Source organism: Sphingomonas asaccharolytica NBRC 15499, assembly GCF_001598355.1.
GTDB classification, from domain to species: Bacteria; Pseudomonadota; Alphaproteobacteria; order Sphingomonadales; family Sphingomonadaceae; genus Sphingomonas; species Sphingomonas asaccharolytica.
In genome coordinates this window covers 1-24552 of sequence record NZ_BCYU01000067.1, presented here as the reverse complement: position 1 = coordinate 24552, position 24552 = coordinate 1, and the positions used below count along the sequence as shown (strand labels likewise).

General features: G+C 64.1%; 24 protein-coding genes. 6 read left to right on the top strand and 18 right to left on the bottom strand.

Features of this window, described 5'->3' with window-relative positions; genetic code table 11:
- Positions 1–151: 151 nt before the first annotated feature.
- The 3 genes from SAS01S_RS16545 to panB form a co-directional block, all read right to left on the bottom strand.
- On the bottom strand, positions 152–1477 hold the full coding sequence (locus tag SAS01S_RS16545; protein ID WP_066811083.1) for an outer membrane protein assembly factor BamB family protein: 1326 nt from the start codon (positions 1475–1477) through the stop codon (positions 152–154).
- 5 nt (positions 1478–1482) lie between these two features.
- Positions 1483–2166: a tetratricopeptide repeat protein gene (locus SAS01S_RS16540; protein WP_245656957.1), complete on the bottom strand. Its 684-nt coding sequence runs from the start codon at positions 2164–2166 to the stop codon at positions 1483–1485.
- Between the two features lie 139 nt (positions 2167–2305).
- Positions 2306–3178 carry a 3-methyl-2-oxobutanoate hydroxymethyltransferase gene (gene panB / locus SAS01S_RS16535; protein ID WP_066811079.1) on the bottom strand — a complete coding sequence of 291 codons (873 nt, stop codon included), beginning with the start codon at positions 3176–3178 and terminating at the stop codon, positions 2306–2308.
- A gap of 124 nt (positions 3179–3302) precedes the next feature.
- Between panB and SAS01S_RS16530 the strand changes: the two genes are divergently transcribed.
- Both SAS01S_RS16530 and SAS01S_RS16525 read left to right on the top strand, forming a co-directional pair.
- Positions 3303–3731 (top strand): hypothetical protein, encoded by a 429-nt coding sequence (locus tag SAS01S_RS16530; protein WP_066811089.1) that lies wholly within the window; start codon positions 3303–3305, stop codon positions 3729–3731.
- The gene (locus SAS01S_RS16525; RefSeq protein ID WP_066811075.1) at positions 3724–3945 is read left to right on the top strand and encodes a helix-turn-helix transcriptional regulator; all 222 of its coding nucleotides are present in this window, start codon (positions 3724–3726) and stop codon (positions 3943–3945) included. The genes SAS01S_RS16530 and SAS01S_RS16525 overlap by 8 nt, the downstream gene beginning before the upstream one ends.
- A 16-nt stretch (positions 3946–3961) precedes the next feature.
- Here SAS01S_RS16525 and SAS01S_RS16520 read toward each other — a convergent pair whose 3' ends face one another.
- The 4 genes from SAS01S_RS16520 to SAS01S_RS16505 all read right to left on the bottom strand — a co-directional run bounded on the left by SAS01S_RS16520 (position 3962) and on the right by SAS01S_RS16505 (position 6106).
- Complete coding sequence (locus SAS01S_RS16520) at positions 3962–4402, bottom strand: hypothetical protein (RefSeq protein WP_066811072.1); 441 nt, start codon at positions 4400–4402, stop codon at positions 3962–3964.
- 58 nt (positions 4403–4460) lie between these two features.
- A complete protein-coding gene (locus tag SAS01S_RS16515) occupies positions 4461–4808 on the bottom strand; it encodes an arsenate reductase (protein WP_066811070.1) in 348 nt (115 codons plus the stop codon).
- A gap of 29 nt (positions 4809–4837) precedes the next feature.
- A complete protein-coding gene (locus SAS01S_RS16510; RefSeq protein WP_066811068.1) occupies positions 4838–5446 on the bottom strand; it encodes a hypothetical protein in 609 nt (202 codons plus the stop codon).
- Between the two features lie 84 nt (positions 5447–5530).
- On the bottom strand, positions 5531–6106 hold the full coding sequence (locus SAS01S_RS16505) for a hypothetical protein (protein WP_218016320.1): 576 nt from the start codon (positions 6104–6106) through the stop codon (positions 5531–5533).
- 118 nt (positions 6107–6224) lie between these two features.
- On the opposite strand from SAS01S_RS16505, the gene SAS01S_RS16500 reads away from it, so the two are divergent.
- Positions 6225–7031 (top strand): LytTR family DNA-binding domain-containing protein, encoded by an 807-nt coding sequence (locus tag SAS01S_RS16500; RefSeq protein WP_066811067.1) that lies wholly within the window; start codon positions 6225–6227, stop codon positions 7029–7031.
- Here the strand turns inward: SAS01S_RS16500 and SAS01S_RS16495 are convergent.
- Positions 6997–7251, bottom strand: a complete 255-nt coding sequence (locus tag SAS01S_RS16495; RefSeq protein WP_066811065.1) for a CBU_0592 family membrane protein — start codon at positions 7249–7251, stop codon at positions 6997–6999. The genes SAS01S_RS16500 and SAS01S_RS16495 overlap by 35 nt on opposite strands.
- Positions 7252–7369: 118 nt before the next feature.
- Between SAS01S_RS16495 and SAS01S_RS23405 the strand changes: the two genes are divergently transcribed.
- Positions 7370–9292, top strand: coding sequence for a TonB-dependent siderophore receptor (locus SAS01S_RS23405; protein WP_066811062.1), 1923 nt, complete (start codon positions 7370–7372; stop codon positions 9290–9292).
- A 191-nt stretch (positions 9293–9483) separates the two neighbouring features.
- Here the strand turns inward: SAS01S_RS23405 and SAS01S_RS22875 are convergent, their stop codons facing one another.
- The gene (locus SAS01S_RS22875; protein ID WP_066811060.1) at positions 9484–9801 is read right to left on the bottom strand and encodes an antibiotic biosynthesis monooxygenase family protein; all 318 of its coding nucleotides are present in this window, start codon (positions 9799–9801) and stop codon (positions 9484–9486) included.
- Between the two features lie 251 nt (positions 9802–10052).
- Positions 10053–10571 carry a DUF8737 domain-containing protein gene (locus SAS01S_RS16480; RefSeq protein ID WP_066811059.1) on the bottom strand — a complete coding sequence of 173 codons (519 nt, stop codon included), beginning with the start codon at positions 10569–10571 and terminating at the stop codon, positions 10053–10055.
- Between the two features lie 275 nt (positions 10572–10846).
- On the opposite strand from SAS01S_RS16480, the gene SAS01S_RS16475 reads away from it, so the two are divergent.
- Positions 10847–11773 carry a LysR family transcriptional regulator gene (locus SAS01S_RS16475; protein WP_066811057.1) on the top strand — a complete coding sequence of 309 codons (927 nt, stop codon included), beginning with the start codon at positions 10847–10849 and terminating at the stop codon, positions 11771–11773.
- 4 nt (positions 11774–11777) lie between these two features.
- On the opposite strand, the gene SAS01S_RS16470 is transcribed toward SAS01S_RS16475, so the two are convergent.
- The 8 genes from SAS01S_RS16470 to SAS01S_RS16440 all read right to left on the bottom strand — a co-directional run bounded on the left by SAS01S_RS16470 (position 11778) and on the right by SAS01S_RS16440 (position 23429).
- Positions 11778–13859 (bottom strand): PAS domain-containing hybrid sensor histidine kinase/response regulator, encoded by a 2082-nt coding sequence (locus SAS01S_RS16470; RefSeq protein ID WP_157082868.1) that lies wholly within the window; start codon positions 13857–13859, stop codon positions 11778–11780.
- 16 nt (positions 13860–13875) lie between these two features.
- Positions 13876–19254, bottom strand: a complete 5379-nt coding sequence (locus tag SAS01S_RS16465; protein WP_066811052.1) for a HAMP domain-containing protein — start codon at positions 19252–19254, stop codon at positions 13876–13878.
- A 237-nt stretch (positions 19255–19491) separates the two neighbouring features.
- Positions 19492–20082, bottom strand: coding sequence for a DUF1989 domain-containing protein (locus SAS01S_RS16460; RefSeq protein ID WP_066811049.1), 591 nt, complete (start codon positions 20080–20082; stop codon positions 19492–19494).
- Positions 20079–20765, bottom strand: coding sequence for a guanitoxin biosynthesis heme-dependent pre-guanitoxin N-hydroxylase GntA (gene gntA, locus SAS01S_RS16455; RefSeq protein WP_066811046.1), 687 nt, complete (start codon positions 20763–20765; stop codon positions 20079–20081). Before gntA ends, SAS01S_RS16460 begins: the two co-directional genes overlap by 4 nt.
- Positions 20766–20986: 221 nt before the next feature.
- Positions 20987–21253: a DksA/TraR family C4-type zinc finger protein gene (locus SAS01S_RS22265; protein WP_157082867.1), complete on the bottom strand. Its 267-nt coding sequence runs from the start codon at positions 21251–21253 to the stop codon at positions 20987–20989.
- Between the two features lie 51 nt (positions 21254–21304).
- On the bottom strand, positions 21305–21832 hold the full coding sequence (locus SAS01S_RS16450; protein ID WP_157082866.1) for a ferritin-like domain-containing protein: 528 nt from the start codon (positions 21830–21832) through the stop codon (positions 21305–21307).
- A gap of 28 nt (positions 21833–21860) precedes the next feature.
- A complete protein-coding gene (locus SAS01S_RS16445) occupies positions 21861–22811 on the bottom strand; it encodes a manganese catalase family protein (RefSeq protein WP_066811040.1) in 951 nt (316 codons plus the stop codon).
- 135 nt (positions 22812–22946) lie between these two features.
- Positions 22947–23429, bottom strand: a complete 483-nt coding sequence (locus tag SAS01S_RS16440; protein WP_066811037.1) for a DUF892 family protein — start codon at positions 23427–23429, stop codon at positions 22947–22949.
- Positions 23430–23563: 134 nt separating this feature from the next.
- Between SAS01S_RS16440 and SAS01S_RS16435 the strand changes: the two genes are divergently transcribed.
- A partial coding sequence (locus tag SAS01S_RS16435) for a HAMP domain-containing protein (RefSeq protein ID WP_157082865.1) occupies positions 23564–24552 on the top strand: 989 nt, incomplete at its 3' end.

Below are 24552 nucleotides of genomic sequence, written 5' to 3'. Positions count from 1 at the left end.
TATCCACGGGCGATTAGCTTGCGGCACTGCCCCACCCCCAACCCCTCCCCTGAAGGGGAGGGGCTTAATCCACAATTCCAAAACGTAAGGGTTGCTGGCGGCCCCGTTTCCCTCCCGCAAGCGGAAGGGAGAAGAGGTCGCTCCCCGACTCTCAGCGATAGGCGGAAATGCGCCCGCGTCCGTCCAGCACGTAGAGCGTGTTGTTGGCGACGACCGGCCCCAGGCCGAAGCCGTCCTTGCCCGGAATCGTCTGGCCGATGGCGCCGTCGCTGGGCGAGGCGAACACCATGTCGCCCAGCGAGTTGACGAGCACCAGGCGGTTGCCGGCGAGAACCGGACCATACCAGGTCAGCGGGTTCTTCTTCTTTTTCTTCTTTTCGACCTGGAAGGCGCGCAACTGGCTGATCCAGCGGATCTTTCCGGTCGAGCGCTGCAGGCAATAGAGCTTGCTTTCGTCGGTGACGACGAACAGCCACTCCCCCGCCAGCCAGGGTGTCGAAATGCCCGCGAAATTCTGCTCCCACAGGCGCTGGCCGGTGGCGAGATTGGCGGCGATCAGACGACCGCCCTGCCCCAAGGCATAGACATTGGTGTCGTCGATCACCGGATCGGCGTCGATATCGGCAAGGCTGGACACCGAGGTCGAAATGCTGGTGCGCGACAAAGCGTCGCCCCAGATCGCGCGTCCGTTTTCGACGCGATAGGCGTTGAGTTCGCCCGACGAGAAGCCGGCGACGACCGTCTGGTGCGCCACGGCCGGCGCCGCGACGCCGAACACGCCTTGCGTCTCAAGGCTGCCCGAGGCCGACCAGACCTGCTGTCCGTTGGCGGTCGACAAGGCGTAAAGCTGGTTGTCCTGGCTCAAGATGTAGAGCTGGTCGCCGACGACGGTCGGCGATCCGCGCAGCGGCGGTCCGGGCTTGGCCCGCCACACTTCGGCGCCAGTCTTTGCGTCGAACGCTACGACATCGCCCAAGCCGCTGGTCGCATAGACGCGGCCGTTGTCATAAGTAGCGCCGCCGCCGAAGCGCGCGCCCTTGCTCTTCAGCTCCTTGGCGACCGGCACGGTCCACAAGGACGATCCCGAATTCGCGTCGAAGGCGTGCAGCGCGCCGTCGACATCGACCGCGTAAAGCTTGCCGTCGCCGATCACCGGGGACGCCGCCAGCCGCTGCCGGTTCGATCCCGCGGGGATCGACACCGTCCACACGCGGGAGACGGATCCACCCAGCGCCAGATGACCCATCGACTTTTCGGGGTTTCCGCCGGGCTGCGCCCAATCGGTGTTGGCGACGGGCGCCGGCAACAGGACGTCGAGGCCCGAAATTGCCGGATCGACCTTGGCATCGCTTTCCGACACCAGGATCGGCACGCGGTCGCCAAGCACGGGAGTCTTCTTTCCGCCCTTGAACGCGCCGCACGCGGCGAGCGCGGTCAGCGCCACCAGCGCAATCGGCATCCTCCACTTGGTCGTCATGCTATTTACTTGCCCTTCTGAACGTTCGTGCCGGGATCCAGAGCCTGGGTCGCCTGAACCGCGCGTTGACGGATGCTGTCGGGAACCTTGTCGCTCTCCGCGATCAACTTGAACATCGCGCGCGCTTCCGCCTGCCGGTTGAGCTTGAGATCGGCCATCGCGATCATCTCGCCGGCACTGCCGAGCCAGGCCGAGTCCGAGGTCGCGAGCGGCTTCAACCGGTCGATCACCACCTGCGGCGCGAGCGCGTCGAATTCGGTATGGGTCTGACGGATCGTGGCGAGGTCGCGGATCGGTTGCCCGACGCTGCTATCGCCCGCGACTTCGCCATATTTCGCCGCGGCTTCCTTGGTCTTGCCGGCCGCAAGCAGGTCGTTGCCCTGGAGCATCTTTGCGAGCGCGCGATAGCCCGGTGCGCTGTCGCTCGCGAGCTTGTCGATCGGCGCCTTGGCCGCCTGGCTATTGCCGCTGGCGATCGAATCATAGGCCTGTTGCAGCTCGATCGCCTGCTTTTCGGCAGCGCCATGGCTCCATGCCCGCCAGCCGAGCACGCCGGCGAAAATCGCCAGCGCGGCCACGATCAGGCCAATGATCACGCGGCCATAATTCTTCCACACGCCCACGATCTGATCGCGGCGGAGTTCCTCATCGACCTCGCGCAGGAAAGCTTCATCGGTTTTCGGCGTCACAGCCAAGGGGTAGGCTCCAATTGGGGGCAAAAATAAGTCGGCGGACCTTAGGGACCGGGTTCGGCTCTCGCAATGGCCCTGATCGGCGACTGTTCCTAGGTGGGTCCCTTAGCGGCGCGCCGTTCAAAAGCAACGCGCCTTAAGTCTTCGGTAGGTACGTCTGCTCAACGCCGGGGAAGGTCCGGTTGCGCACCTCTTCGGCATAACGGGTAACCGCGTCGGTGATGCGGCCGGCCATGTCGTCGAACTTCTTCACGAAGCGCGGGGTGCGCTCGAACAGGCCGAGCATATCCTCGGCGACCAGCACCTGGCCGTCGCACGCCGCCGATGCCCCGATCCCGATCACCGGAATGTCGGTGGTTTCGGCGAGCGAGCGGGCGATCGGCTCGACCACGCCCTCGACCACGACCGAGAAGGCACCGGCCTCTGCCACCGCATGGGCATCGCCCTTGATCTTGGCTTCTTCCTCCTGGCTGCGGCCGCGCGCGCCGTAACCGCCGAGCGTGTTGATCGCCTGCGGCGTCAGGCCGATATGCGCCATGACCGGAACGCCGCGCTCGGTCAGGAAGCGAATGGTCGGCGCCATCGTCGCGCCGCCTTCCATTTTTATCGCCGCGCAACCGGTCTCGGCCAAGACGCGGCTGGCGCTGGCAAAGGCTTGTTCGGGCGAGGCTTCGTAGCTGCCGAACGGCATGTCGACCACGACGACGGCATGATAGCTGCCGCGCACCACCGCGGCGCCATGCGCGCACATCATGTCGAGCGTGACCGGCAAGGTCGAGGGCAGGCCATAGACCACCTGCCCGAGCGAATCGCCGACCAGCAGCATGTCGCAATGCGGGTCGAGCAACTGCGCCATGCGGACCGTATAGGCAGTCAGCATGACCAAGGGTTCCTGCGTCTTTCCCTCGAACTTGCGGCGCTGGATGGCCGGCACGGTGAGTCGTTTCATCGGCGCCGGCGTCGGGTTGGCGCGGCTGGTCGAGGTGTCGATTGTGAAGGTCGTGGACATGGCGCGCTCCCTAGCCGTTCCCTAGGCCCGCTGCCAGCGCGGACCGACGCGATTGTTTATGCCGCTTGACTCTATGTTATGTTTATTTAACATTATGGACGTCGAGTCGAACATGGGGTTAGCAATGTCGTTCAGAGAGAAGATCGCCTGGCTGTCGTTGGTAGCGATGGTCGTCGCCTATGGCGTCTATTTCACCCTGGTATCCCCGGCCTTTCTGCCGAACGGGGCGTCTACGGGGTATTTCCTGGCGCTGCTCGGCGGCATCCTGGCCGTCCAGGCCGTGCTGGTGACGATCGCCAGCATCGTGCTGGCGATCCAGGCCGGCCGCGATGCCAATGCCCCGGCCGACGAGCGCGAGCGGGCGATCGCGCGGCGGGGTGCCGCGATCGCCTATTTCGTGCTGATGGTCGGGATCATCGTGGTGGGCTGTGTGATGCCGTTCAGCACAAGCGGCTGGCACATCGTCAACGCTGCCCTGCTCGCGCTCGTCGCGTCGGAAATCGTGCGACATAGCGTGATCGTCGTCAGCTATCGGAGGGGCTGGCATGGCTAAACCCCTCCCCGGCCGGGTGCTCAATCAAATCCGCCTGCTGCGCTTCATGGCCAATGAGATGACCCAGGCCGAACTGGGCGAGCGGATCGGCATGACGCGCCAGACAGTGGCGGCGATCGAGGCGGGCAAATACTCGCCCACGCTCGAAGCCGCGTTCCGCATCGCCCAGGTGTTCGGCAAGCCATTGGACGAGGTGTTCCAGTGGGAGGGGTGAGTGCCCTCCCCCGACGTCACCTTCCGATCCAGCCCTTCTTCGCTGCCATCCCCGAAAACCAGATCGCGAACAGACCGACCACAGCGATGAACACCGGGAACGGCACCACCTTCGCCGCGCCTTCGTGCGCGATCAGGTCGGTCATCGCGAAGGTGTAGCCGAACTGCACGATCACCGCGATCAGCGAGATCCAGAACAGGATGATCGCGCGGCGTTCGCGCAGCAACAAGGCAAGACCGCCGAGCAATCCGCCGAACGTCGCCACGGCATAGACGTAATTGTACCAGCTCGGCAGCGAGCGATAGAGCGCCTGATGGTAGGGCGTCTGTTCCCACATCGCCGAGGCGGCACCGAGCCGGAATTGCTCGACGCAGAAATAACAGCCGATCGCGTTCCACAGCACCAACAGGATCGCGACGATCCAGAACCAGACCGGCGGCTTGGCGGTTTGAGCCATGTTTCCCCTCCCTTATTCATGGAGCGGAGACTGCGCGCGGATGCGCGCCGTGGCAAGCTCAGCCGATGCCGGCAGTCTGCCAAGCATCTGGCTTGAACCCGGCGACCAGCACCCCGCCGCCTTCGACGATCGGGCGCTTGATCATCGACGGCTGCGCCAGCATCAGCGCGATCGCCTTGTTCTGGTCGAGATCGGCCTTGTCGGCATCCGGGAGCGCACGAAACGTCGTGCCTGCGCGATTGAGCACGGTTTCCCAGCCCAATGCACTCGTCCAGCGGCGCAGTGAGGCTTCGTCGGCTCCGGCTTTCTTGTAATCGTGAAAGGCATAGGCGACGCCATGGCCATCGAGCCAGGTGCGCGCCTTCTTCACCGTGTCGCAATTGGGAATGCCGTATAGGGTAAGCATGCCCCCGCGTTTAGCCGCGGCGACCGCGTCTAGGCAACGATGCAGGTCTTGCCGGCAAATAGCGACACAATCTTCGAGGTCGACCGCGCGCCATCAAGCCAGCCGCTCGGCCAGGTGTCCGACTGGAAGCCCGGGCCCAGCCCACCATTTTCCTGCTCGCCGGGATCAATGAAGACGTCGGGGACCAATTTCTGCAGCGTCGCGACGGTGGTGCCGATCCCGACGCCGTTCGCCATCCTGTTGCGGACATCGCCCTTTGCATCGAGCGTCCATCCGACGAACTTGGCATTGCTGAAGCTAAGCTGGAGACCACCGCGGAAATCGGCATAGCCGAGCGGCTTGCCGTCGCCGCATTCGGGATAGACGCCGGTCTTGACAGCGGGACCGAGGTTGCCGGCCACCAATTCGATCGCCTTCGCACGCGGCGTTCCGAACGGCAGCTTGCGCGATCCCTGGCCAACCGCCCCGGGAATGACCAGGCCGTCATGCGCGAGCGTGACCGGCGAGATACGGGCGGGCTTGGCGGCCGGCGCCCGGACCATTGTCTTTGGCGTATCGGACAGCGCCGCGCCGGTGCTCAAGATCAACGTGCCCAATGCCAGGCCGACCAGCGCCTGCTTGCCCCACAACGTCTTCATCGCCGATTCTCCCTCGATCAGCGCGCAATACCGGTCAGGCCAGCCTGGTTATTGGTGATTTTCGCCGTTGCAGGCCTGTGTCGATCAGCGCACGCGCGTGAAGTCGGCGGTCCAGTTGGTTTCCCAGGTCGCGCCGCCGTCGCGCGAAAAGGCCTGTTCCCAGCGTTCGCGATCGGGCGGCTGCTTGGTGCGGATGAAGCGTGCCTTGATCGGCAGGCCGCCGTCGCTGTCGTCGCCGTAGAACAGGCCGACATTGCCCCGATATCCGCCGATCATCGGCGTCCCCATCACCCCGTCGCGGCTGTTGATCCAATAGATGAACCATTGCCGCCGATCGCGTTGGAATGTGCGGACGGTCAGCCCGGCCCAGCCCTTGGTTGGGAAATCGGTCTGATCGGCGCTGATCAGTCCGTCGAGATATTGGGTGTAGGCGGTGTTGCTGGGAAACTCCTCCCATTCCTTGCTGCCGACCCAGCGCTTCTTCAATCGTCGCTGCACCGCCGTCCAGTGGCCGAGATGATAGTCGAAATCGTGGACGTCGCCGGTCGGCGCCTCCGCGGGCGGCATGGCGGCGGCCGCTCGCCCCGCCAAGCCCAGTCCAGTCGCCAGCAACGCGCCCGCGAGCAGGTCACGCCGCGCCGGTCGTATCGGGTTGGTCATCGCTTTCTCCTTCGGACGGGAAAAGGAGCTTTCCCGCTCCGCACGGCCTGCTAACCTCGCCGCGACAGTGACTTGCCAGCGGATATTCGCGACTGGGCGAACGGGTACGGGAGTGGGCATGGCGGACGGTGCACGGCGCGGCGTCGAGCTTTGGGAAGCGGGAATCGGCACGCCCGGCGGCTGGCTGCGGCTGCTCGCCTTCGGCGCGGTTGCGGGCGGCGTGGTCGGCTTCCTCGGCTATCTCGGTGGCGACCTGCTGATCTGCCTGTTCAACTGGACCGGCATGATGGTGATCGGCGCGGGCCTTGCCGGGCTGATCGTGCCGCCGGTCGTCAGGATGCTGCGCGCTCGCGGCGTGCCGGCATCCGCAGCGCTGGCGATCGCGATCCTGGCGGCGGCCTTGCCCGTCAGCCTGGCTGCAGCGGGGTTCGGCCGCTGGGCATGGCCCGGAGAAGCCGCACGGATGTCGCTGGTCGACTGGTATGTGAAGACGGCATTGGTCGAGGCGATGGTGGTCGGCTTGTGGCTGGTGGCCGAGGCGCGTCGCAGGCCTGTGCCGGGTCCTGCCATGGCCTCCGCGCCCCTGCCGCCCGCTATCGTCAATGACCGCGTCACCTGCCTGCAGATGGAGGATCATTATGTCCGCGTGCACCAGGCCTCGGGCAGCCGGCTGGAACTGATGCCGATGGCCGACGCGATCGCGCGTTACGGTTCGGCGGGGATCCGGACGCATCGAAGCTGGTGGGTGGCGGTGTCGGCGGTACGCGCGATCGAGCGCGACGGGCGCAATATACGGCTGCGGCTGGACGGCGGCGTGATCGTGCCGGTCGCACGCAATCGCGTCGCGGCGATCCGCGCCCTGCCGGCGCTGGCGCGTCTGTTCCCTGCCGCTAGATCGGACGTCGCGCGATCCGCCACAGCGTGAAGAGGCCGATCCCCGCCCAGACCACGTTGAGCACCGCCGACGGGACCGCGCCGTTATAGCCGCTATTGACCACGAAGCAGGCAGCCCCGACGATGTTCATCCACTGGTAAAGCCGGGATTGCCCGCCGACCCGTCCCGCGGATAGCAGGATATAGGCGACCAGGATCAGCACGGCGCCGCTCCAGCCGATCGCTTCGATAATGATGCGTTCCGTCGTCATGCGATCCGCCGATGACGCGGTTCGCCGCCGCCGTCCAGCCGTCACCGTTAAGTCGGCATTCAGCCCCGATTGACTGATATGCTGCCATAAGACGATATAACGGCTTGGGAGGAAGGGTATGGGGCGGCTGAGCTCGGCGACATTGACCTTGTTGCTGGCGGGGATTGCTTCTCCCGCCCCCGCGCAGGATCGCGCCGACGACAATGCAGTGACGCAGGCGGAGGACGGTTTCGGCTTCAGTGTCGGGCGCGAGACGATCGGCATCTACACGTCGAGCAATGCGCGCGGCTTCTCGCCGACCGCGGCGGGGAACGTGCGGATCGACGGGATGTATTTCGACCCCGCGATCGCGCTGTCGAGCATCATCAACGATTCGACCAGCATCAAGGTGGGTCTGTCGGCGCAGGGCTATCCGTTCGCCGCGCCGAGCGGGATCGTCGACCAATTGCTGCGCCGTCCCGGCGACAAGGCCGCCGCCTCGATCGTGCTCAACGCCGACAGCTACAGTTCCTATGGGCTGGAGGTCGACGGATCGCTGCCGGTCAGCAAGCGGCTGTCGGTCGGCTATGGTGCGATCGTCGGGCGCACCGCCTTCCCCGACGGCACCGACAATTTCAATCACAGCCAGGGACTGATCGTCCGCTGGCGGCCAGCGCCCGGTGTGGAGATCATGCCGTTCTGGACGCTGACCAACGATTATAATGACGAGGCCGGGCCGTTCTACGTGCCCGCGGGCAAGTATCTGCCGCCAAAGCCCCCGGCGCACAGCTTCGACGGACCGCAATGGGCCGATTTCCGCTATACCGGGACCAATCAGGGACTGCTGGCTTCCTATGCGCCGGGCAAGACCTGGCTGCTCCGCGTCGGGGCGTTCCGGTCGGTGTTCGACCAGAAGAAGAGTTACGCCAACCTGCTGGTCGACTTGCAGCCCGACGGAACGGCGGACCGCCTGCTCATCGCCGATCCGCGCGCCAAGAACGTGTCGTTGAGCGGCGAGGTTCGGCTGACGCACAGCATCGTCGACGGGCCGCGGCTGCACGTTGTTCATCTCAGCCTGCGCGAACGCGACGCGCGCCATCAGTTCGGCGGATCGGACGAAGTCGATCTGGGTCCGGCCCGGATTGGTGTCGAGGAGGATTCACCCAAGCCGAATTTCGTGTTCGGCGCGTCATCGCGCGACCGCATTCGCCAGGCGACCCTGGGCGTCGCTTATGACGGGCGGTGGCGCGACATCGGCGAGATCAGCTTCGGCCTCTCGCGTGCCGATTACCGCAAGACCAGCTGGCTTCCCGGCGTCGCGGCGATCGTCTCGCGATCCCGGCCATGGCTCTATAACGGCACGGCGGCGGCCTATCTGTCCAAATCGGTGTCGCTCTATGCCGGCTATGCCCGCGGGCTGGAGGAGAGCGGCGTCGCGCCGCCCAATGCGGCCAACCGCAACCAACCGCTCAACGCGATCCTGACCGAGCAGAAGGATGCGGGCGTTCGCTGGACAGTGACCGGGAACGTCAAACTGATCGCCGGGGTGTTCGATCTGCGGAAGCCCTATTTCGGGTTCGATGCGGCGAACCGCTACACCCAGGTCGGCACCACCCGCAGCCAGGGAGCTGAAGTGTCGGTGTCGGGCAATTTGACCAGGACGCTGAACGTCGTCGCGGGCGGGTATTTCCTGCGCGCCCGGGTCGAACGCGATCCCACTGCGCTTGGCACGATCGGCGCCCGCCCGGTTGGCTTGCCGGGGCACCTGGTCAATTTGAACCTCAACTGGAAGACGCCGGTACTCGACGGGCTGTCGCTCGACACCACCCTGCTTCAACGCGGCAAGGTGCCGTCGACCACCGACAATCTGGTGTCGCTGCCCGCGCGGGCGCAGCTCAATCTCGGCGGCCGCTATCGGTTCAAATTGATCAACCGCGACGCGACGCTGCGCATCCAGGTAACCAATATATTCGACAATCGCCCGTTCAACGTCGCCGGACCCGGCATCTATGGCGCAGGCGCGGGACGGTACTTCACCGGCTATCTCGCGGTGGACGTCTAATTGGCGTAGCAATCAGGCCAAAGGCGAACTGAGAAGAGCCCGACGGCGTATCGCCCCATTTTTGGGCTACCACCCGCATCGATCGCAGCATTGACCAGGGTAAGGGCAGCAAACAAACGGGGAGGTTTGCCCGCCCCTTTTGCGCCGACGACGGTATGCGGCCGGAGAGAGGCCGCATGCCGTCAAGAATTTCAGGCGCGCTCGCGCTCATGGATCAAGCGGTAGAAGGCCGGTCGCACATTCTCGACGAGCGGCGCCATCTTCGCCCGCTCGGTCTGGAAGGCCGTGCTGCGCTGGAACGCACGAAACGCCTCCTCGCTCTCGTAGCCCGACATAAGAACCACGCCCGTGCCGTCTTCGGCGCGGAAGAGGCGCGATTCGGTCAATCCGGGAAGCGGTCCGAGACGCGGCAGGCTGTCGAGTTGCAAGCGGATGAACTCGTCGACCATCCCAGCTTTGGTAGTCAGGAGGTTGATGTTGAAGAGAGGTTTGTCTGAATAATCGGCCATTGCTCGAACGCTCCTTCGGTTGCGGGAGCATCTCCATAGGACCTCAACTAAAGTTGAGATCAAGCGTAAAAATGCTACCGCGCAGAGCGCATGTGACGCTCCAAGCGTCAGGGTTCGATCGCGATCACGTCGCGGAAATAGACCACGTCGACCTGTTGCGGCCGTCGTCCGGTGGTGCCGCATTCTTGACGCCTCCGAGCGCGACACCGATAATTATCGAAACTACGCCTGCACTTCGCTTTCAGTCTTTTTCACCCGGCTGAGGCCGCGATGGCCGGAGCCGCCTCGGGCTCGGGACGCGCCAGAAAATAGAATGCGGCGATGTGCGTGATCATCAGCAGCGGTACATAGATGATCGGGATGGCGTAGGTAGCGCCCAGCCGCTCCGCATGCGCAGGAAGGTCGACCTGAATGGCGTGATAATAGTCGACGACGAGGTCGATCACCCCGACGAGATTGAAGGCGACCGTGAACAGCCAGAAGAGCGGGCGTACCATCACCGTAAGAAGCGCCAGCAGGGCCAACACTCCAGTTGCGAAGTCGCCATAGGCAGCGAAGGTGGCGAAGCCGGCGGGGAGGTCGGGACTGACGATCCCCGGCAGGATGAAGACGAGCCCGAAGAAGCGGAAGCCATGCAGCGTCGCGATAGCGCGATGCGCCGCGATCCGGCTCGTCGACTTGAGCCAGGGCCAGACGTACGCCGTGAAGCAGAGTAGCCACGCGACATAGCCGAGAACAAGCTGGGTTTGAAACAGCAACTCCGTGGACATTTGGCCTCCTATCGGCGCAGAGCGTTTTCTGCGCCTCCGGCGCGGCGCAATTGGCGTAATGACAGCGCGTGCAGCAGGATCGAACCAGGCACCACGAAGGCAGGGGCCACCACGTTAGGGTAGCTGTCTATGCCGATGCTCAGGATCTCGCTTCTCCGATCGCGGCGATCGCTTTTGGATGTGCTTTTGGCTCGACATCGGCGGTGCTCCCGATTTGCAAGCCGGATGTAGGGCCGCTTTCCGCCCCCGACTATTCGCGATAATGTCGATGGGTTATGAAGCAGAACTTCACAGTCAGACAGGGTGCGCTCGATGGGGTCGAGACGTTCCTGAGCGTTGCCCGGCACCGCAGTTTTCGCCGCGCCGCCACAGCACTTGGCGTGACACCGTCGGCCGTCAGCCAGTCGATACGCACGCTTGAGGCGCGGATCGGCGCGGCGCTGTTGATCCGAACCACGCGCAGCGTCGGCCTTACCGAAGCCGGCCAGCGCTTCCTCGACCGGGCCGGCCCCGCCTTTGACGAGCTGGTCGCAGCCAGCGAAGCGGCGCGCGATCTGGGGCAGCGTCCGGCCGGATTGTTACGCCTTGCCGTACCGCGATCAGTGGTCCCGCTGATCCTCGAGCCGGTGATCGCCTCGTTCTGCGACGCCTATCCCGAGATAGAATTGGAGATCGCGGCGAGCGACGAGATGGTGGATATCGCCGCCGGCGGTTTCGATGCCGGTATCCGCCTTGGCGAACTCATCGCGGCCGACATGATCGCGGTGCGGCTAACGCCTCCCTTCCCGTTCGTCGTCGTCGGCAGCCCCACTTATCTGCGCCGGCATGAGCCGCCCGCGCGAGTCGAGGATCTCCGCGATCATGCGTGTCTGCGCCTGCGCCGTTGGAACGGATCGATCGCGCCTTGGACCTTCACCGTCGGCAACGATGTGATCGAAGCAGCGGTATCCGGACCGCTGATCGCGCACGATTACCCTACCCTTCTCGGTGCCGCGATACAGGGTCTGGGGCTCGCGCAGGTCCCTGGTCCGGTCGCCCAGGCAGCGATTGCGGATGGCCGGCTGCAAGCGCTGCTGACGCCGCTGGCGATCATGACACCCGGCGTCTTCCTCTATCATTCCGGCAAACGTCAGATGTTGCCCAAGCTCCGCGCCTTCATCGATCACATAAAGGCGCCCCGAAATCCAACCGCGATCGCCTGAACCTTCAGTTCGCGGCGCCTTGCCGACTGGCGAGATCGAGCGTCGCTTCGAGGCTTCCCACTGTGAACGGCTTCACCAGCACGGGAACCTCATCCTCGACCGCCTGTAGGTTTGGTTCGGCATAACCGGTGATGATCACCGCCGGCAGTGTCGGCCGGATTTCGCGCAATTGGCGAATCAGGTCAGACCCCGACAGTCGCGGCATCGCATAATCGCTCAGCACCAGGTCGTATGCTCCAGGTTGCTTGCGCACCATCTTGAGCGCGGTCTCTCCCTCGCCGGCCTCGGAAACGTGATGGCCGAGATCGTGCAACATTGCCGCCGTGGCGGCTCGCGCACCCTCATGATCGTCGACCAGCAGGATATTGAGCTGCCGTTTGCCGATCCGCGATTCCGGTGCCGACACCTCTTCCGGCGCGACGGGCGTGACCGCGTCGGCCGGGGCCGCGGGCAGCCAGATCTCCACGCGGGTCCCGACACCGACTTCGCTGGTCAGGCGCAGCGCGCCGCCCGATTGCTTGGCGAAGCCATAGACCATGCTGAGCCCCAGGCCGGTGCCCTTGCCGACCGCCTTGGTCGTGAAAAACGGCTCCATGACCTGCTCGACCTGTTCGGCCGCGATCCCGCAGCCCCTATCGGTCACGGCGAAGACGATATAGCGCCCGGCATCGAGCAGCGTGCCGGCGATATCCTGGCTTGCCTGCGCAACGTGGCCGCTGGCCTCGATCGTCACGGTTCCGCCGTCCGGCATGGCGTCGCGCGCATTGATGACGAGGTTCATGATCGCCAGTTCGAGTTGCGCTGAATCGGCGAAGACGGCGTCGAGCCCGTCTTCGCATTTCCACACGAGCTCGATCCGGCCGCCGAGCGTGTGCGCCAATAGCCCGTCGACCGCATCCGCCAGCATCGCCACGTCCAGCGCGGCCGGTTGCAGCACTTGTCGCCGTGAAAATGCCAGCAGGTGCCGCACCAGCTGCGCGCCCTGTTCGGCGGCATGCCGGGTCATGTCGATGAGGCGCCGCTGCTTGTCGTCGAGCGGTATCTGCCGTTCGATCATGCCGACACCGCCGAGCACCGCGGCGAGCAGATTGTTGAAGTCGTGCGCGATTCCGCCGGTCAACTGGCCGATCGCGTCCATCTTGCGGATCTGGTTGAGCTCGCTCTCGAGTTCGCGGCGGTCGGAAATGTCGAGCAGCGTCCCGGCATATTCGACCGGCGCTCCACCTGCGTCATGCAACAGCACCGCCTGATCGAGGAAGTGACGATACTCGCCATCGGCGTGCCGCCAGCGATATTCGACCGAATGTGCCCCACCCTGGCCGCGGGCCGCCAGTGCGGCGACCGCCCGCTCGCGGTCCTCGGGATGAAGCCGCTCGCTCCAGATGCCGGGGGAATGCCGAATATCGTCGAAGCTGAACCCGGTCAGCGTCTCGAAATTGCCGCTGACGAATTTGGGCATGCGCGGCTCGCAGCCGACATCTTCGAGGTAGAGCGTGATCGGCAGCGAGGCGATGATCGCCGCCTGGCGCTGCTCGGCGAGGCGCAATTGCTGCTCGGCGTGGAGCCGTTCGGCATTGGCGCGCAGATTGTCGTCTAGCAGCCGCTGCTGCGCTTCCGCGGTGCGCTGCACTTCCTTGCGCATCGCGTACAGGTCGACGAACACCGCGACTTTGGAACGGAGCACGGTCGGCTCGACCGGCTTGAAGACATAATCGACCGCCCCCGTTGCATAGCCCCGCAAGAGATGTTCCATCTCCTTGTTGACCGCCGAGAGAAACAGGATCGGCACGCGGCGGGTCTGTTGGCGCTCGCGGATCAGCTGCGCGGTTTCATAGCCGTCGAGCCCGGGCATGTAGACGTCAAGCAGGATGGCCGCGAACTCTTCGCGGAGAAGGTGCCGCAACGCTTCTTCGCCCGAGCGCGCGACGACGATCTCGGCAAGATCCTCGAGCACATTGCTGATCGCGACGAGATTGTGCTCGTCATCGTCGACGACAAGCACGCGCGCGCGTTCGGAAGGGAGCACCACCGGCGCCGGTTCGTCGACGATCCCGCGATCGAGGATCACGGTTGGGGCACGGGGCATGGTCCGCCGGGGCATCTCAGGCATGCCCCGCGAGGACGGCGCCGGCCGCCTGCTGCGCCTCTCTCGATCGCGAAATCCAGACGCGCAGCAGCGCGAGCAGCAGATCGATATCGACCGGCTTGGCGATGTAATCGGAGGCGCCGGCGTCGAGGCATTTCTGGCGGTCGCCTTTCATCGCCTTGGCGGTGACCGAGATCAGCGGCAGGTCGGCCAGCGCGGGGCGCCGGCGGATTTGCTTCATCGTTTCATAACCGTCCATCTCGGGCATCATGATGTCGATCAGGGCGATATCGATGCCGGGCGTCTCCTCCAGGATCACGATGCCGTCGCGGCCGCGCTCGGCGTGCATCACTTCGACGCCATAACTCTCTAGCACACTGGTCAGAGAGTAGATGTTGCGGATGTCGTCGTCGACGATCAGGATCTTGGCGCCGGCAAGTTCGGGCGCCGAGCGCACGCTCGACGGCGGCTCCGCGTCGGGCACCAGTTCGAACACCGCCTTACCGGAGCCGATCCGTTCCGCGAGGTCGCCAAACACCGCGGCGAGCGCGTCGCTTTGCGCCGGCTTTTCGGTGACCCCGGCCGCGCCAAGATCGATCGCCCGCGCCAGCTTGTCGGCGCCGGAAATCACATGGATCGGCAAATGCCGCGTCTGGGGGTCGTGCTTGAGCAAGTCGAGCAGCACGAACCCGTCGATATCCGACAGACCGAGATCGAGCGTGATCGCATTCGGCTGGAGCTTGCGCGCGAGCGCCACCGTGCCCGCGCCCGCGGTGGAAATGACGCCCTTGAGCCCCGCGCCGCGCGCCACGTCGAGCAGGATCGACGCAAAGGTCGGGTCGTCCTCCACGATCAGTACGAACGGCGAGCCGTCGAGGCTGTCGCGATCGTCGCTCACATCGAACGTGTTGGGCAGCGCCGTCGGTACCATCGCGCCGCTATTGTCATAGCGTGCCTGGCTGGCTTCTACCGGCAACGCCGCCGGCGCGATCGCCTGAAGGGGCACGAACAAGGTGAAGGTCGACCCCTTGCCCGGCGTCGAGCGCACTTGAAGCTCGCCGCCAAGCAGGCGGGCGATTTCCCGGCTGATCGAGAGACCGAGCCCGGTGCCGCCATATTTGCGGCTCGTCGTACCATCGGCTTGTTGGAACGCCTCGAAGATCAGCTTCTGCTTGTCCTTGGGAATGCCGATGCCGGTATCGGTCACGGCAATCTCGATCGCGCGTTCCGCCCCGCGCAGCACCGGGTGGTTGGTGCTCCAGCCGCTTTCCGCGGTGCGGACGGCCAGCGTGACCGAGCCTTGCGACGTGAATTTGAAGGCGTTCGACAGCAGGTTGAGGACGATCTGCTGCAACCTCTTTTCGTCGGTGCGGATCGTCGCCGGCAATGCCGCGCCGAACTCGACGATGAAATCCAGATTCTTGTCGGCGGCCAGCTGGCGGAAGGTCCGCTCCATATGCTGTTTGAGGCCCTGCATCGGCATTTCGCCGATCTCGATCGAGACGGTGCCCGACTCGATTTTCGACAGATCGAGGATGTCGTTGATCAGGTTTAGCAGATCCGAGCCGGCAGAGTTGATCGTGCGCGCGAACTCGACCTGTTTCTCGTTCAAATTCCCCTGCGGGTTATCGGACAGCAGATTGGACAGGATCAGCAGCGAGTTAAGCGGGGTGCGCAGCTCATGGCTCATATTGGCCAGGAACTCGGATTTGTATTTGGAGGTGAGCGCGAGCTGCTCAGCCTTTTCCTCGAGCGCCCGGCGCGCCATCTCGATCTCGAGATTCTTGGCTTCGACCTGGCGCTTCTCGTTCTCGAGCAATTGCGCTTTCTCTTCGAGCTCCTCGTTGGTGTTGTGCAGCTCCTCCTGCTTGGTGGTGAGCTCGGTCTGGCGCGCCTGGAGTTCCTGGGTCAGCAGCTGGGATTGTTTGAGCAGACCCTCGGTGCGCATCGTCGCGGCGATCGTGTTGAGCACGATGCCGACCGACTCCATCAGCTGGTCGAGGAAGTTCTGGTGAGTCTCGTTGAACTCGCTGAACGAGGCGAGCTCGATCACCGCCTTGACCTCATCCTCGAACAAGGCGGGCAGGATGGTGACGTTGGCCGGACGCGCCTCGCCTAACGCCGAGCCGATGCGAATGAAGTCTGGCGGCACATCCTGGAGCAGGATCGGCCGCTTGTCGGCAGCGGCCTGGCCAATCAGTCCTTCGCGCAGTTGGAAAGCGGGTTTCAAGGCTTCGCGCTTTTCCGCGCCATAGCTCGCGGCGAGTTCGAGTACCGTGTCCTCCGCATCGCGATTGGTCACGTAGAAGACGCCATATTGAGCGCCGACCAGCGGCGCGAGCTCGGACATGATGAGGTTCGATACGGTCGAGAGGTCGCGCTCGCCCTGCAGCATGCGGCTGAACCGTGCGAGGTTGGTCTTGAGCCAATCCTGTTCGGCATTCTTGAGCGTCTGATCCTTCAGGTTGCGGATCATCTCGTTGATATTGTCCTTGAGCGCCGCCATTTCGCCCGAGGCCTCAACCGCGATCGACCGGGTAAGGTCGCCCTTGGTCACCGCGGTCGCCACGTCGGCGATCGAGCGCACCTGATTGGTCAGATTGGCGGCGAGCTGATTGACGTTGTCGGTCAGATCGCGCCACAGGCCGGCCGCACCCGGAACGCGCGCCTGGCCGCCCAGCTTGCCCTCGATACCGACCTCGCGCGCCATGTTGGTCACCTGATCGGCGAAGGTCGCCAGCGTCTCGATCATCAGGTTGATCGTCTCGGCGAGCGCAGCGATCTCGCCTTTCGCGTCGAGCGTCAGTTTGCGCTTCAAATTGCCCTGCGCCACCGCGGTCACGACGTCGGCGATGCCGCGCACCTGGTTGGTGAGGTTGGTCGCCATCAGGTTGACGTTGTCGGTCAGGTCCTTCCACGTGCCGCCGACGCCAGGGACCTGCGCCTGGCCGCCGAGCTTGCCCTCGGTGCCAACCTCGCGCGCCACACGCGTCACTTCCGAGGCGAAGCCGTTGAGCTGATCGACCATCACGTTGATCGTGTTCTTCAGCTCGAGGATCTCGCCCTTCACGTCGACGGTGATCTTCTTCGACAAGTCCCCGCGCGCCACCGCGGTCGTCACTTCCGCGATGTTGCGGACCTGGCCGGTCAGATTGTCGGCCATCAGATTGACGTTGTCGGTCAGATCCTTCCACGTGCCGGCGACGCCGCGGACGTTCGCCTGGCCGCCGAGTTTGCCCTCGGTGCCGACCTCGCGCGCCACGCGGGTAACCTCGCTGGCGAACGAGTTGAGCTGGTCGACCATCGTGTTGATCGTGTTCTTGAGCTCGAGAATCTCGCCCTTCACGTCGACGGTGATCTTCTTCGACAGATCGCCGAGCGCCACCGCCGTCGTCACTTCGGCGATGTTGCGAACCTGACCGGTCAGGTTCGCCGCCATCAGATTGACGTTGTCGGTCAGATCCTTCCACGTGCCGCCGACGCCGGGCACCTGCGCCTGACCGCCAAGCTTGCCGTCCGACCCGACCTCGCGCGCCACGCGCGTCACTTCCGAGGCGAAGCCGTTGAGCTGCTCGACCATCGTGTTGATGGTGTTCTTGAGCTCGAGAATCTCGCCCTTCACGTCGACGGTGATCTTCTTGGACAGATCGCCCGATGCCACCGCCGTCGTCACCTCGGCGATATTGCGCACCTGCCCGGTCAGGTTGGTCGCCATCGCGTTGACGTTGTCGGTCAGATCCTTCCAGGTGCCGGCAACGCCTTCTACCTGCGCCTGGCCACCCAGCTTGCCTTCCGAACCGACCTCGCGCGCGACGCGAGTCACTTCCGAGGCGAAGCCGTTGAGCTGGTCGACCATGGTGTTGATCGTGTCCTTGAGCTCGAGAATTTCGCCCTTCACGTCGACCGTGATCTTCTTCGACAAGTCGCCCTTGGCGACCGCGGTCGTCACTTCGGCGATGTTACGGACCTGGCCGGTCAGGTTCGCGGCCATCAGGTTCACATTGTCAGTGAGATCGGCCCAAGTGCCGGCGACGCCCGGCACCTGGGCCTGGCCGCCCAGCTTGCCCTCAGTGCCTACTTCGCGGGCCACGCGCGTCACTTCCGAGGCGAAGCCGTTGAGCTGATCGACCATCACGTTGATCGTGTTTTTCAGCTCGAGGATCTCGCCCTTCACGTCGACAGTGATCTTCTTGGAAAGATCCCCGCGCGCCACCGCGGTCGTCACGTCGGCGATGTTGCGCACCTGACCGGTCAGATTGTCGGCCATCAGATTGACGTTGTCGGTCAGATCCTTCCACGTGCCGGCGACGCCCGGCACCTGTGCCTGACCACCGAGCTTGCCCTCGGTGCCGACCTCGCGCGCGACGCGCGTCACTTCCGAGGCGAAGCCGTTGAGCTGATCGACCATCACATTGATCGTGTTCTTCAGCTCGAGGATCTCGCCCTTCACGTCGACGGTGATCTTCTTCGACAAGTCGCCCTTGGCGACCGCGGTCGTCACTTCGGCGATGTTGCGCACCTGACCGGTCAGGTTCGCCGCCATCAAATTGACGTTGTCGGTCAGATCCTTCCACGTACCGCCGATACCCGGGACCTGGGCCTGGCCGCCAAGCTTGCCTTCGGTGCCGACTTCGCGCGCCACGCGCGTCACTTCGCTGGCGAACGAGTTGAGCTGGTCGACCATCGTGTTGATCGTGTTCTTGAGCTCGAGAATCTCGCCCTTCACCTCGACGGTGATCTTCTTGGACAGATCGCCCGACGCCACCGCGGTGGTCACCTCGGCGATGTTACGCACCTGACCAGTCAGGTTGGTCGCCATCGCGTTGACGTTGTCGGTCAGATCCTTCCAGGTCCCGGCGACGCCCTTCACCTTGGCCTGACCGCCGAGCTTGCCCTCGGTGCCGACCTCACGGGCGACGCGGGTCACTTCCGACGCGAAGGACGCCAACTGCTCGACCATGGTGTTCACCACCTTGCCGATGCGAAGAAATTCACCGCGTAACGGACGGCCGTCGATCTCGACGGTCATCGACTGCGACAGATCGCCCTTGGCGACCGCGCCGATCACGCGCGCGACCTCCGCGGTCGGCTGGACCATGTCCTCGATCAATTCGTTGAGTGCGCGCAGTTGCGCCTCATAGCCGCCAGTGGCACCGCGGACATGCCCGCGCTGGTTGATCTTGCCTTCCTTGCCGACGACCCGCGACAGCCGTTCGAACTCGTTGGTCATCTGTTCTTCGAGGCCGACGACCTCATTGAACAGGATCGCGATCTCCCCGTCGGTGCCGGACAGATCCTCCGGCAGCCGGACCGAAAAGTCCCCGCGCCTGAGACTACGGAGCGCGGAAACGAGTTGGCGGCGATCCAGCGTCTCGGGGGATTGTTCTGCGTGCACCTAAGGCTCCAGGCATCTCCCACCCCACTCGTTCATGCGACCCCCCGATCGCTTTCGTTAGTATCGTAGAACTATCTCGTTCGGCGTTTAAAAAAGGTCAATATGTCGCGAGAGGTCGGCCCTGAACTGCCGGGCGCGCCGGTGTATCGAAGCCGGACCTGCTCGCTTTGTCGGGCCGCTTTTCTGACCCCGGCGCCGTCGCGGAGAATGCCTCCACGACCGGATCGACGCTGTCATTCAGCTGTCGATCCGGTAATGGATCGGCTTGAACGTGCCGCCGTTCGAATCCGGTGCCGAGCAGGCGGTCAGTCCGATGACGAGGTCGATCTCGGCCCGGAAGGTGATGTGGTCGCCGGCCTTGCTCCGCGGCGGCAGCACTCTGAGTTTCCCCGTCCGCCCGTCGACCGGTACGTTCATGAAGCAATTGAACGCGACCGGAATGCGATCAGGCCCGATACCATAAGGCGCCAGTGCCTCGGCAAGATTGCCGAAGCAGCCGCGATGCGGCGGCAGATCGGGATAGAAATGGTGGAAAGTGTCGACCGAGCACGGCGTCAGCAGAAAGTCGTGGCAGCCGACCGTGTCTTCGACAATCGTCAGCAGCACGCGGGAACGGTTGGAATAGAGTTTGTGCCCGCTCGTCAGCGCGATCGTCTCGGCGTAATCGAATGTGCGGCCCGAGGAGATCACCTCGTCCACATCCTCGGCGTTGAACGCGAGCAGGTCCGCCACTTGCTCGCCCCTGGGGTCGATCACGGTCAGCAGCGCGCCTCGCGGCAGCGGGAAAGCGGTGCCGCTCCGTTCGGGAATGACGATCTCGGCGCTCATTTCGCGTCGCCGCGATATTCGAACGGCGGCGCCCAATCCTCGTCGACAACGCGGCCGGAATATTGCCGCGCCTCGCTGACCTCGCCGTGACGCGACAGCATCGGATTGCGCGAGCCGGCGAGATGGTCGTCGCGCACCAGGATCTTCTCGCGAAGTCCCTCATATTTGCCCGCCTCGCGCAAGCGTTCGAACTGGTCGTGGAGGTTGAAGACGAGCGTTGGCTGCTCGAACCGGCGCGCCGGACGGCTGGCCTTGGGATGAAGGCCGACGATGAAGAACGCCTCGCCCCCGAAGCTCAGGGAGAAATGCGGGTTCCCGGGATCGGCGCTGACGCGTGAGTCATAAGTCTGGCCGCGCCACACATCCTTGTCATGGAGCGACTGGACGCGGTCCCACAAAGCGCGTTCGAAAGCTTCCTCGCTGAGATCGGCCGGCCCTTCGAACACAACCGCGAAGCTCTGGAACAGTGCGGGATCGTCGCGATACGTCTGGGTAAAGCGCAACAGCGCCTCATGGATGCGCAGATCGTCCCAGGCGCTGTCGATATTATCGCAGGCAAGGACGGTCAGTCGGCCCCGCGCCAGCGCCGATTTTGCCCCGACGCAGGGAAAGGAGGCCGCTTCGACATGCGCGAAGAGCTTGCGTTCCAACGCATCCTGAGCGGCGTGAGTCCAATGAAACATGAAGGTTTTGCAAATCCTTTTTGGAAATTGAAGGTTAAGTGGTGTCGGCGCGAAGAAACGAGCGACTGACTGCGATGCAACTCGCGCAGCATCACATAACCTTCCAACGCCCCGCCACCGCAGATGTTTCGGGTCTTCTAACGTCGCTCAGTACGATTCCCGGCCCGGACTGGGTTCGTCGTTCGACATCGATGTCGCGGTTGGACAAGCGCGGCGGGCCATTATCGCAACTGGCTGTCCTTGCTTCCGCGCCGGTTGATTCCGCTGAAAGCCTCCTGTTTGGCATCGCGTTCCGCCTGGCAAGCAATGCAGGTGCAAACGCCGGGTATTGCGGCGCGACGCTTGGCGGGGATCGGCTCGCCGCATCGCTCGCAATCCTCGGCGCTTTCGCCGCTCGGCAACAACGACCGGGCTCGCGAGACGGCGTCGCGAATGCTGTCCTCGATCTGGTCCTGAACCGCAGAATCGGGTGCCCAACCATTAGCCACGGCTGCATTCCGCAAAGCGGCGGATCCAGGCATCCATGATCGCCATGCCGTTCAATGGCTCGCCGTCTCGCCCTCGGCGCGCAATTCGAGATATTTGCGCGTGATGGCCGGCAGGCTCTCGTCGCAGAACCGCGCCATGGCGAGTTCTTCGTCCAGCGTTCGTTGCAGCAGCGGTATGGCGTTGGCGAACCCGCCGGTCTCGCCAACCGTGATCAGCGATTTGTAGCTCGCGATTTCGAAATTCTCGAAGGCGAAATTGGCGAAGCTGTTCTTGAGGATCTCGTCGGGTGCGAAGACATGGCCCAGCGCAGCAAGGTTGCCGACCAATCCCAGCGTGGCGTCCTTGATCGCCGACGCCTTTTCATCGAGCGAATGGAGGATCTTCTCGAGCCGCTCGATCTGTCCCTCGGTTTCGGCGCGATGCGCCTTCAGCCGCTGCGCCACTTCGGGATAGTGGCTCAAATGATCGATCTGCCGGTCCATCAAGGCGAGCGCCTGATGCTCAACGGCATGGGCGTTGCGCAGCCCCACGACGAAGACGTGTTGGACCACGTCGGTACGTTCCAGCGTATCAGCCATCATCTACTCCATCATTTCAAGGGGGTCGTTACTCGGCGGGCTCGCTGATCATCGTGGCATCCGCCATGTCAGCCGCTCCGCCGAGATCCTCGTCGGTCATTCGCCCCGCGCCCGGGCCGGCTCCGAGATCCGCTCCCGTGGTCGGATTATAGTCGGGCCGCGACGCGGTTCGCTGCATCAGCGCCGCCGCTACTTCCGCATCGCTGCCGCGGAGTTCGACGCTGGCATCGCCGCTGCCGCCATCGAGCGGGATGCTGCCGACGACATCATCGATCCGCTCCCACTGCTCCCCTTCGTTCCATGCGCCGGTAGCGTCGCCCTCCCCTTGCGAGGTGTTGACGTAGGTGCTGGCGAACTGGGCGAGACCGGGAAGCTTGCCCGGGGGGAAGTTGTTCTCGATCGTGTAGAGCGCCTTTTCGAAGCTCTTCTGGTGCGCGATTTCACGCGTCATCAGGAACCCGAGCGCATCCTTGATGCCGGGATCGTCGGTGATGTTGATCAGGCGTTCGTAGACGATCTTGGCGCGGCTTTCGGCGGCGATGTTCGAGCGCAGGTCGCAGGTCGGGTCGCCGCGGCTGTCGACATAGGCGCCGCTCCACGGCACGCCCGAGGAATTGGTCAGCGCCGGTCCGCCGCCATAGAGGATCGCCTGGGTGTGGCTGTCCCCACCCTTAGTCAGCGACATATAGAGCTCGGCCTCTTCCATCGCCCCCTCGGCCAGTTGCGCCTTCACGCCCTTGTTGAGCATCGCGACGATCGACCCGATAACTTCGAGATGACTCAGTTCCTCGGTCGCGATGTCGAGCAGCAAATCCTTGCGGCCGGGATCGTCGTCACCCAATCCTTGGGTGAAATAGCGCATCGCCGCCGCCAATTCGCCGTCCGGCCCGCCGAATTGCTCAAGCAGCAATGAGGCCAGCACCGGATTGGGTTCGGAAACGCGCACCGTATATTGCAGGCGCTTATTGTGCATGAACATCTGCCATCCTCCTCAGTTCACCGCCAACCAGCCAGGAGACAGGTCGTTCCGCGTTTTCGCGGCAGGCTAACGTGGGTTATGACGATATTTCAGATGGATGGTGCCGCGCGGGACGCGCATTGCTCAGGGTGAGGATCAAGCGGCGATTTCCCAGAGCAGACCGGCCAGCGCCTCATCCGTTCCGGCCACTTCATCCCTGCTCAGCGTCAACGCGGCCTCCGCTCGGTTAAGCTGGAGCGGGCGGGCGAGCGCGATTGCGGTTTCGTAGCTGACGCGTTCGGCCTGAACGCCTTTGCGGAATGCGCCGATCAGCGCGATATCGAGCAGCGACCCTTGCTCGATCATCGTAGTGTCCCGATGTGCATCCTCCAGGATGGCGCGCAGCCAGATATTCTCGGCGCCGGCTATGTCGACGCGCAGGGCAGTGGCAATCGCCGCAAGGCGGTCCGCGCGCTCGCGCCCCTGTCCGGTCGCAGACTGTATCGCCGTGGCCAAGCGCTCGTCCACGATCCGCTCGGCAATTCCCGGCACTCGGTCGACCCAGGCGCATTCGCCGTCGTGAAGGTCCTGCAACGCAAGAATGAAGAGATCGAGTGGCGTGGTGGCGAGATGGGACATGCCTTTCAAACGCGACCTGTCTCCGTCAGGTTGCATCCACCGAGCGGTGTGCTCTGTCCGCGAGCCACAATTTTGCGGCCATTCACGAGACGGTATTTAATCTTTGTGTGACCCTATGCCGCTAAACTGGCGGCATGAAACTCGCGACGATCACCAACTGGGCCTATGGCGGGACCGTTGCCCTTACCCTCATCTCGGGCGCGACGATGATCCTTGCGTCCAATGCGGGCGAGCGTGAACGGAGCGCGATCGAGCAACGCTATCGCCTGGACCAGGCGACCGAGACCCTGGACGAGGACGTCTTTGCGCTGTCCGACCGGGCGCGCCAATATCTCAACACGGCAGATCCGACCTATCGGCTCGTTTATTATCGCGAAGCCGCGGCGCTCGGATCCGTCGAGCAGCGGATTGCCGGCATACGCGACGTCGGTGCCACCGCCGACGAGCTCAACAGTTTGAAGGAAGCCGTGCGATGGGCAGATACGCTCCGCGACGAACAAAGGGCGGCGATCGCCGCCTTTGACGGCAACGACAAGCAACGCGCGCGCACCATCGTCTTCGGCGCCGAATATGAGCGCGAGCTGGATCGGGTCAGGTCGTTGATCGAGCGCTTCCAATACCGGCTCGACCAACGGACCGAGGCGCAGGTCGCCGCCGCGACGGCGGTCGCGCGGGCGTGGAAAGGGGCGTCCGAGGCCGCCCTCGCCATCACCGCCCTGCTCTTCCTGTTCGTGCTGTACTTCGTTTTCCGCCAGCGCGTGCTCAAGCCGGTCGTCCGGTTGAGCGACGTCGTCAACCGGCTGGCGGCGCAGGATTATGCCGTGGAACCGCCCGATATCAGCCGGGTCGACGAAATCGGCGACATGGCCCAGGCGATCCGCGTGTTCCGCGAGAACGGGCTCGAGCGGCAACGATTGCAGGACGAGCGCGACGCTGATCGCTTTCAGCGCGACCTCTTGTCGCGCATGACGCAACGCATGCAGGGGTGCGATACGCTCCACGACATAGGCGAGATCGCGCGACGATTCATTCCAGAGATCGCGCCCGATCTGGCCGGCCGCCTCTATCTGCTGGATGCGAAACGCAACGCGGTCGTCGAAGCGTGCCATTGGCTCGAGCCGCA